The sequence below is a fragment of the Streptomyces mesophilus genome, from assembly GCF_011044995.1.
Taxonomy (GTDB): Bacteria; Actinomycetota; Actinomycetes; order Streptomycetales; family Streptomycetaceae; genus Streptomyces; species Streptomyces mesophilus.
In genome coordinates, this window is sequence record NZ_JAAKZW010000289.1 from 1 (window position 1) to 9,163 (window position 9,163).

9 protein-coding genes are annotated in these 9,163 nt (G+C 66.5%); 2 read left to right on the top strand and 7 right to left on the bottom strand.

Annotated features, from left to right (window positions below; translation table 11 throughout):
- From G6045_RS36665 to G6045_RS36690, 6 genes are all read right to left on the bottom strand, one after another.
- On the bottom strand, positions 1-730 hold a 730-nt coding region (locus G6045_RS36665), incomplete at its 3' end, for a TerD family protein (protein ID WP_165336556.1).
- Positions 731-848: 118 nt separating this feature from the next.
- A complete protein-coding gene (locus G6045_RS36670) occupies positions 849-1,997 on the bottom strand; it encodes a DUF475 domain-containing protein (RefSeq protein WP_165336557.1) in 1,149 nt (382 codons plus the stop codon).
- A gap of 70 nt (positions 1,998-2,067) precedes the next feature.
- Positions 2,068-2,643: a TerD family protein gene (locus G6045_RS36675; RefSeq protein WP_165336558.1), complete on the bottom strand. Its 576-nt coding sequence runs from the start codon at positions 2,641-2,643 to the stop codon at positions 2,068-2,070.
- Between the two features lie 195 nt (positions 2,644-2,838).
- The gene (locus G6045_RS36680; protein WP_165336559.1) at positions 2,839-3,414 is read right to left on the bottom strand and encodes a TerD family protein; all 576 of its coding nucleotides are present in this window, start codon (positions 3,412-3,414) and stop codon (positions 2,839-2,841) included.
- A gap of 172 nt (positions 3,415-3,586) precedes the next feature.
- On the bottom strand, positions 3,587-4,066 hold the full coding sequence (locus G6045_RS36685) for a peroxiredoxin (protein WP_165336560.1): 480 nt from the start codon (positions 4,064-4,066) through the stop codon (positions 3,587-3,589).
- Between the two features lie 167 nt (positions 4,067-4,233).
- Complete coding sequence (locus G6045_RS36690) at positions 4,234-4,665, bottom strand: DUF3052 domain-containing protein (RefSeq protein ID WP_165336561.1); 432 nt, start codon at positions 4,663-4,665, stop codon at positions 4,234-4,236.
- Between the two features lie 492 nt (positions 4,666-5,157).
- Here G6045_RS36690 and aceE point away from each other — a divergent pair, with 492 nt between their 5' ends.
- Positions 5,158-7,890 (top strand): pyruvate dehydrogenase (acetyl-transferring), homodimeric type, encoded by a 2,733-nt coding sequence (aceE, locus tag G6045_RS36695; protein ID WP_165336562.1) that lies wholly within the window; start codon positions 5,158-5,160, stop codon positions 7,888-7,890.
- A 71-nt stretch (positions 7,891-7,961) separates the two neighbouring features.
- Entirely contained in the window at positions 7,962-8,780 is an 819-nt protein-coding gene (locus G6045_RS36700) for a potassium channel family protein (protein WP_165336563.1), read from the top strand.
- A gap of 10 nt (positions 8,781-8,790) precedes the next feature.
- On the opposite strand, the gene G6045_RS36705 is transcribed toward G6045_RS36700, so the two are convergent.
- On the bottom strand, positions 8,791-9,099 hold the full coding sequence (locus G6045_RS36705; RefSeq protein WP_165336564.1) for a small hydrophobic protein: 309 nt from the start codon (positions 9,097-9,099) through the stop codon (positions 8,791-8,793).
- Positions 9,100-9,163 lie beyond the last annotated feature (64 nt).

A 9,163-nucleotide genomic window follows, 5' to 3' on the forward strand; every position in this document is an offset into this window, starting at 1 on the left:
CCTTCGACTTGTACCCCCGCCCCCACTGCAGCCCCCAGCCGAACAACCGGTCCAGTTCGGCCTGGAACCCGTAGACGAACTTCACCTCACGCCGCACGGTCAGTTCGCCCTTGACGTTCTCCAGGGAGAACACCGCGCAGGACCGCGCCTGCGGAGCGCGCTCGTCGAGTTCGATCTCGATCCGCGGCCCGTTGCTCGGATACAGCGTGACCTTGGCATGCGTACGGTCGAAGGCCGGTGTCTGGTCGTAGATGTAGACGAAGACGAGCAGCCGCTTGATGGACTCGCGGTGGTCCAGATTGACGTAGATGGTCTCACCGGAGGGCGCACCGAACCGGTCGTCGCCGCTGAGCTTCACATACGGCGGTGCGTTCAGGTTCCCGAAGAAGCTGCCCAGCGGCTGGACCACGCCCTTGGCGCCGTCCGTCAGCTCGTACAGGCAGCCGATGTCCAGGTCGACGTTGACCACGCCCTGGGTGTGCGCCTGCACCACATCGGGCTTGAACATCTTGAACGGATGTCTGAGCAGACCGCTCTGCCGCGAGCGGCCCTCGATGTCCGACGTACGCATCCGCCAGGACAGGTTGACCCGCAGATTGCCGGTGGCCGCCCCCTGGCGGTTGAGAGACACCACAGGGTGCCGCTTGGTGAGTGCGATCGCGTTGGTCGCGGCGCTCCCCGATTCGAACTGCGCGGCACGTCCGCGCCGCAGACCGTCCCAGAAGGACATCCCGCCCCCATTCCCCTTCCCCGCATCACGACAGCCCTGCATCACGACAACGGGGCGGCCCGAGGTTCAGCACCTCGTGGCCGCCCCGCCTCAGAGCGTTCCCTGGTCTACCGGAAGGTCACACCCCGGAGGAGACTTCGGACTTCTCATCCGAGCCCTCGCCGTTGCCCGCTTCTTCCGCCGCGAGCCGCTTGTTGCGGCGCACCGAGGACCAGAAGGACCAGCCGATCAGGACGACGCCGATGAGACCGGTGATGACCTCGTTGATCTCGTACTGGATCGTGATGAGCAGGATCGCGGCCAGCGCACCGATCGCGTAGTGCGCGCCGTGCTCCAGGTACACGTAGTCGTCCAGGGTGCCCTGGCGGACCAGGTAGACCGTGAGCGACCGGACGTACATGGCACCGATACCGAGGCCGAGGGCCATCAGGACGATGTCGTTGGTGATGGCGAAGGCGCCGATCACACCGTCGAACGAGAAGGACGCGTCCAGGACCTCGAGGTAGAGGAACATGAAGAACGCGGCCTTGCCGGCGAGCTTGACCGCCGAGACCGGCTTGCCGGCCTTCTTGGCGGCTTCCTCCTCCTCGTGTTCGCGCTCCTCCTCTTCCTCGAGCTTGTTCTCGAAGAAGCTGGAGAGACCGCCCACGATGAGGTAGGTGATCAGACCCGCGATACCGGAGATCATGACGGTCGACGCCTTGTCCACCGGGCCCGAGTGGGTGTGCGCGTGGGTCGCGACGGTCATCGCCGAGACGAGCAGCACGATCAGCGCGATGCAGACCGACAGCATGTCGACCTTGCCGAGCTTGGCCAGCGGCCGCTCGAGCCAGCCGAGCCACTTGATGTCCCGGTCCTCGAAGATGAAGTCGAGGAAGATCATGAGCAGGAACATGCCACCGAAGGCGGCGATCGACGCGTGCGCGTCGGTCACGTACTGCTCGTAGAGGTCCTTGTTGTTCAGCGCCAGGTCGACGGCTTCGATCGGGCCCAGCTTGGCGCTGATGGCGACGATGACGACGGGAAAGACCAGCCGCATACCGAAGACGGCGATCAGGATGCCGATGGTGAGGAAGATCTTCTGCCAGAAGGCATTCATCTTCTTCAGGATTCCGGCGTTGACCACCGCGTTGTCGAAGGACAGCGAGATCTCGAGGATGGACAGGATCGCCACGATCCCGAACGCCTGCCACCCCCCGATGAACACCGCTGCGACCAGGCCGAGCGCGGTGACCGCGAACGACCAGCCGAAGGTTTTCAGTACCACTGGCTACCCAATCGTTGTGTACGGGGCTCCCCCGCGCCGAGTACGGAGGTACCCCCCGCCGCGCGCGGCTTTACGAAACGTTGACCCCGAAGTCTAGAGCGATACCACGCAGCCCCGACGCGTACCCCTGGCCTACGGCCCGGAACTTCCACTCTCCGCCATAGCGGTAGACCTCGCCAAAGATCATCGCTGTCTCAGTGGAGGCGTCCTCGGAGAGGTCGTAGCGCGCCAGTTCCTGGCCGTCGGCCTGGTTGACGACCCGGATGAAGGCGTTGCTGACCTGGCCGAAGGTCTGGCCGCGGTTGTCCGCCTCGTGGATCGAGACCGGGAAGACGATCTTCTCGACGTTGGCCGGCACCTTGGAGAGGTCGATCAGGACCGACTCGTCGTCCCCGTCGCCCTCACCGGTGAGGTTGTCCCCCGTGTGCTCGACCGAGCCGTCGGGGCTCTTGAGGTTGTTGTAGAAGATGAACCACTCGTCCCCGAGCACCCGTCCGCCGCTGCACATCAGGGCGCTGGCGTCGAGGTCGAAGTCGGCTCCGGTGGTGGAGCGCGCATCCCAGCCGAGCCCGACCAACACCTGTGTGAGGTTGGGTGCGGCTTTGGAGAGGGAGACATTGCCCCCCTTGGCGAGTGTGACGCCCATATTCGTGTCCTCCCCGGAGTTACGGCGCGATGGTGCCGGTCAAGCGCGATGCTGCTGGTCAAGGACGTCCGGCGCCGCACTGCAAGTGCGGCGCCGGACGAGCCGTACGCCCCCTGAGGGACGTACGGCGGTGGTGCGTGAGGCCTCACGCACCGGCGTACGTACGCGACGTACGAAAGGAAACCGGGTCGAACGTCAGACGTTCACGCCGAAGTCCTGCGCGATGCCGCGCAGACCCGAGGCGTAGCCCTGGCCGATGGCGCGGAACTTCCACTCGGCGCCGTGCCGGTAGAGCTCACCGAAGACCATGGCGGTCTCGGTGGACGCGTCCTCGGAGAGGTCATAGCGCGCGATCTCGGCGCCGCCGGCCTGGTTCACGACGCGGATGAACGCGTTGCGGACCTGGCCGAAGGACTGCTGACGGTTCTCGGCGTCGTAGATCGACACCGGGAAGACGATCTTGGTGATCTCGGCCGGCACGCCCGCCAGGTTCACCTTGATCTGCTCGTCGTCGCCCTCGCCCTCACCGGTGGTGTTGTCACCGGTGTGCTCGACGGAACCGTCGGGGCTCTTCAGGTTGTTGAAGAACACGAAGTTCGCATCGCTGCTGACCTTCCCGTCCTCCTGGGTCAGGATGGCGCTTGCGTCCAGGTCGAAGTCCTGACCTGTAGTGGTACGGATGTCCCAGCCCAGGCCGACCGTGATGGCGGTCAGGCCGGGGGCCTCCTTGGACAGCGAGACGTTGCCGCCCTTGCTGAGGCTGACTCCCACGAGTCCTCCAAATAGTTTCCAGGGGCAGCGCCCCCGTGGTGCATTGGCATCGGATCAACGACTGGATCCTAGTGACGGGTTCCCGCAGCAAAAAGGCTCTTCGCCGCAAGGATCACCTCGGATCGGTACTTCACCGGGAAGTCCCGGGTAAATCAGGGGGAACGATAGAGACTCACAGCTTCCCGAGCGCCGTGACGTACTCGTTCAGGTCACGCGCGTCCGGCAGTGCATTGACCACACTCCAGCGCACGACGCCCTCCTTGTCGATGATGAAGGTCCCGCGCACCGCGCAGCCCTTCTCCTCGTCGAAGACCCCGTACGCCCGCGACGCCTCGCCATGCGGCCAGAAGTCGGACAGGAGCGGGAAGGTGAAGCCCTCCTGCTCGGCGAAGACCCGCTGGCTGAAGGGTGCGTCGCAGGACACGGCGAGCAGCTGCACCTCGTCGTTGACGAACTGCGGCAGCGCGTCGCGCAGCGCGGCCAGCTCTCCCGTACAGACTCCGGTGAAGGCGTACGGGTAGAAGACAAGCACCACGTTCTTCGCGCCGCGGAGGTCGGCGAGGCGGGTCGTCTCGCCGTGCTGGCTCTTGAGCGCGAAGTCCGGAGCCTTCGTTCCGACGGCGATTGCGGCCGTGATGGAGGCAGTGGTCATGCCTGAGCTGTCCCTTCGGAGAACCTCTTAGGGCCTGATCGGGTGAATCCCACCCTATGCGCAGCCGCCGACAACCACCCGCCGCACCGCAATCCAGTGCCCCTGTGCCACGCAAGAAACCCCCGCCGACGGATCGGCGGGGGTTCTGCTCGACGTCTCTGACGTGGTCAGCGCTTCTTGGTCGCGGCCTTCGGGGTGCTCAGACGGCTGGCCGTCCAGTCCTTGCCGGCGCTGATGCTCTTCGCGGCGGACAGACCGGCGGTGGTCGAGGCCTCGCCGATCTCGCTCGGCTCGACGTAGCCGTCGCGGCCGGTCTTCGGGGTCAGAAGGAGGATGGAGCCGCCTTCCTCCATGTACGCGATGGCATCCACCAGCACATCGGTCAGGTCCCCGTCGTCCTCACGGAACCAGAGCACCACGCCATCGGCCACATCGTCGTAGTCCTCGTCGACGAGCTCACTGCCGATGATCTTTTCGATGTCCTCGCGGAGCTCCTGGTCGACGTCGTCGTCGTAGCCGATCTCCTGGACCACCTGCTCGGGCTGGAAACCCAGCCTGGCGGCCAGGTTCGACTCCGCGTGGTCCGCGGTCGCGCTCACGGATTGCCTCCTGATCATGTTTTTCGGATGTCGTTTGCGCCTCGCGCGTGCGCGAAGCGTTGGCCGTAGTCCACACGGGCGGGGCGGATCGCGCAAGTACCCGGCCGCCGAGACCGCCGAAACGGTGACGATCCCGGCCGTGTCACCGCAACCCAATGCCCGATTTCTCCGCGATCGGTGATTCATCCCACAGCGATACGTCAGATTTGCGGGCGCCTGCGGCAAGTGGGCGGGAGCGTGAGCACCCGGCCCGTACGAAGCACGTACGGGAAAAATACAGCCGGAAGGCGCGAGCTGTTCAGTCGGGACCTTCGCCGGGCGCTCCAGGTCGAAGGTCCCTGGGGAACGAGGGTCCTACTTGGGCGTATCGTTGCGATTTGGGCGTCCCGGGCCTTGGTTACCAGTCGGTACAGATGACGCGGGAAGCACCGGGGTACACGATGGACAACGGTGTGAAACCCCAGATCGACACTCCGACAGCGAAGGAACAGCGTGGCTTCCGGATCCGATCGCAACCCGATCATCATTGGCGGCCTGCCCAGCCAGGTCCCGGACTTCGATCCCGAAGAGACTCAGGAATGGCTCGACTCGCTGGATGCGGCGGTCGACGAGCGCGGCCGCGAGCGGGCCCGCTACCTGATGCTCCGGCTGATCGAGCGCGCCCGTGAGAAGCGTGTGGCCGTGCCCGAGATGCGCAGCACGGACTACGTGAACACCATCGCGACCAAGGACGAGCCGTTCTTCCCCGGCAACGAGGAGATCGAGCGCAAGGTCCTCAACGCCACGCGGTGGAACGCGGCGGTCATGGTCTCCCGTGCCCAGCGCCCCGGTATCGGCGTCGGCGGCCACATCGCGACCTTCGCCTCCTCGGCCTCGCTCTACGACGTGGGCTTCAACCACTTCTTCCGCGGCAAGGACGAGGGCGACGGCGGCGACCAGATCTTCTTCCAGGGCCATGCCTCGCCGGGCGTCTACGCCCGTGCGTACCTCCTGGACCGGCTCTCCGAGCAGCAGCTCGACGCGTTCCGCCAGGAGAAGTCGAAGGCGCCCTACGGACTGTCCTCGTACCCGCACCCGCGCCTGATGCCGGACTTCTGGGAGTTCCCGACCGTGTCGATGGGCCTCGGCCCGCTCGGCGCGATCTACCAGGCCCGGATGAACCGCTACATGGAGCACCGCGGCATCGCCGACACCTCCAAGTCGCATGTGTGGGCCTACCTCGGCGACGGCGAGATGGACGAGCCCGAGTCGCTCGGCCAGCTCTCGCTCCCCGCCCGCGAGGGCCTCGACAACCTGACCTTCGTCGTCAACTGCAACCTGCAGCGCCTCGACGGCCCGGTGCGCGGCAACGGCAAGATCATCCAGGAGCTGGAGTCGCAGTTCCGCGGCGCCGGCTGGAATGTCATCAAGCTGATCTGGGACCGCAGCTGGGACCCGTTGCTCGCCCAGGACCGCGACGGCACGCTGGTCAACAAGATGAACTCCACGCCGGACGGCCAGTTCCAGACGTACGCGACCGAGTCCGGCGCGTACATCCGTGAGCACTTCTTCGGCGACGACCACCGGCTGCGCACCATGGTCGAGGGCATGACCGACGACCAGCTGCTCCACCTGGGCCGCGGCGGTCACGACCACAAGAAGGTCTACGCGGCGTACAAGGCGGCCCTGGAGCACAAGGGCCAACCCACCGTGATCCTGGCGCAGACGGTCAAGGGCTGGACGCTCGGTCCGAACTTCGAGGGCCGCAACGCGACCCACCAGATGAAGAAGCTGACGGTCGACGACCTCAAGCACTTCCGCGACCGGTTGCACATCCCGATCGTGGACAAGGACCTCGAGGGCGGCGCCCCGCCGTACTACCACCCGGGCCGCAACTCGGAAGAGATCCAGTACATGCACGACCGCCGCAAGGGTCTGGGCGGATTCGTCCCGAGCCGTGTGGTGCGCGCCAAGCCGCTGCAGCTGCCGGACGACAAGGCGTACTCGACCGCCAAGAAGGGTTCGGGCCAGCAGTCGATCGCCACGACCATGGCGTTCGTCCGCATCCTCAAGGACCTGATGCGGGACAAGGAGATCGGCAAGCGGTTCGTGCCGATCGCGCCGGACGAGTACCGCACGTTCGGCATGGACGCCTTCTTCCCGAGCGCCAAGATCTACAACCCGCTCGGCCAGCAGTACGAGTCGGTGGACCGCCAACTGCTGCTCGCCTACAAGGAGTCGCCGACCGGTCAGATGCTGCACGACGGCATCACCGAGGCCGGCTGCACGGCGTCGCTGATCGCCGCGGGTTCGGCGTACGCCACGCATGGCGAGCCGCTGATCCCGGTGTACGTCTTCTACTCGATGTTCGGTTTCCAGCGCACCGGCGACCAGTTCTGGCAGATGGCCGACCAGCTGGCGCGCGGATTCGTTCTGGGTGCGACCGCCGGACGTACGACCCTGACCGGTGAAGGTCTCCAGCACGCGGACGGCCACTCGCACCTCCTCGCCTCGACCAACCCGGCCTGTGTCGCGTACGACCCCGCGTACGGCTTCGAGATCGCGCATATCGTCAAGGACGGTCTGCGCCGGATGTACGGCGAGAACAGTGAGGACGTCTTCTACTACCTCACCGTCTACAACGAGCCGATCCAGCACCCGGCCGAGCCGGAGAACGTGGACGTCGAGGGCATCCTCAAGGGCGTCCACCTCTTCAAGCGCGGTGAAGCGGGCACGATCCCGGCGCAGATCCTCGCGTCCGGTGTCGCCGTGCCGTGGGCCGTGGAGGCCCAGCGGATCCTCGCCGAGGAGTGGAACGTCAAGGCCGATGTGTGGTCGGCGACCTCCTGGAACGAGCTGCGGCGTGAGGCCGTGGACGTCGAGGAGCACAACCTTCTGCACCCGGAGGAGGAGCAGCGCGTCCCGTACGTGACGCAGAAGCTCTCCGGTGCCGAGGGTCCGTTCGTGGCCGTTTCCGACTGGATGCGGTCCGTTCCCGACCAGATCTCCCGCTGGGTGCCCGGTCGTTATCAGTCGCTCGGTGCGGACGGCTTCGGCTTCGCGGACACCCGCGGCGCGGCCCGTCGCTTCTTCCACATCGACGCGCAGTCGGTGGTCCTGGGTGTGCTCACCGAGCTCGCGAAGGACGGCAAGATCGACCGCTCGGCCCTGAAGCAGGCCATCGACCGCTACCAGCTGCTCGATGTGGCGGCGGCGGACCCCGGCCCCGAGGGCGGCGACGCGTAGCACGCACAGTCCTGGAGGGCGGTGGGACCGGGTGGTCCCGCCGCCCTTTCGGCTTGTCTACGATGCGCGCTATGCCCAGCCTCAAGGAACAACCGGCGCAGATCCGCTGGGAGAACCGCACCCAGCGACCGCTGCTCACCCTCGCGGTCGTCTTCGCCCTCGCCTATGCCGTGCCGATCGTGGCGCCCGACGCGCCCGAAGGTCTGCGGACCGCATGCAAGGTGGCGGAGTGGGTGGTCTGGGGTGCGTTCGCCGCGGACTATCTCGTACGGCTCGTCCTGACCGAGCACCGGCTGCATTTCGTACGGCATCACTGGCTGGACCTCGCGGCGGTGGTGCTGCCGCTCCTGAGGCCGTTCCAGCTGCTGCGGGTGGTCTCCACGCTGATGCTGGTGGGGCGGCGGGCCCGGATGGCCACGCAGATCCGGCTGACCACGTACGTGGCCGGTTCGGTCGTGGGGCTGCTGATCTTCGGGTCGCTCGCGGTGCTCTCGGTGGAGAAGGAGTCGCCCGACGGGAACATCAAGTCGCTCGGTGACGCGGTGTGGTGGTCGTTCACGACGATGACGACCGTCGGCTACGGCGACCATTCGCCGACGACGGGCCTGGGGCGGCTGATCGCGGTCGGTCTGATGCTCTCGGGGATCGCGCTGCTCGGTGTGGTCACGGCGAACATCGCCACGTGGTTCATGGCCCGTTTCGAGCAGGACGATGCGGAGGAGCGCCGGCAGACAGCGGCGATCCTCGAACTGACCGATGAGGTCAGGGCGTTGCGTGCGCAGGTGACTGCCTTGTCAGGCGGCAAGGGGACGACAGCGGCGGCCGACGCCCCTTCCGCTCCTACGCCGGCCGCGCTGCCGTCGCCCTCGGGATCCGGGCCACGGCCCTAGCAACGGGCTCTCAGAACATCCCGTTGCCGGGGCCCGCGGCACCGGCGATCCATGTCAGCGCGAGGATGGTGTCGATCGCGCCGAGCACCACGGCCACCAGCGCCGGAAGGCGGTGTCCGCCGTCCCAGCGCCGGCCCATGGCCAGCCATCCGCAGATGATCGCGATCGGGCCCAGCACAATGCTGAGCGCGAAGAATCCCGCGATCGCGCAGATGACTCCGATGATTCCCAGCGTTGCGCGATCCGGCCCGGACCGGGACCAGGTACGGCCTCGTGTGCGGGGGCGCCTGCGCGTGCTGTGTCCGAAGCCCGCCATCATCACTCCCTGCCTTGGTGGTCGGGGCTTGCGGTACGGGTGCCCAGGTCTCGGGGTTCAAGTCCTC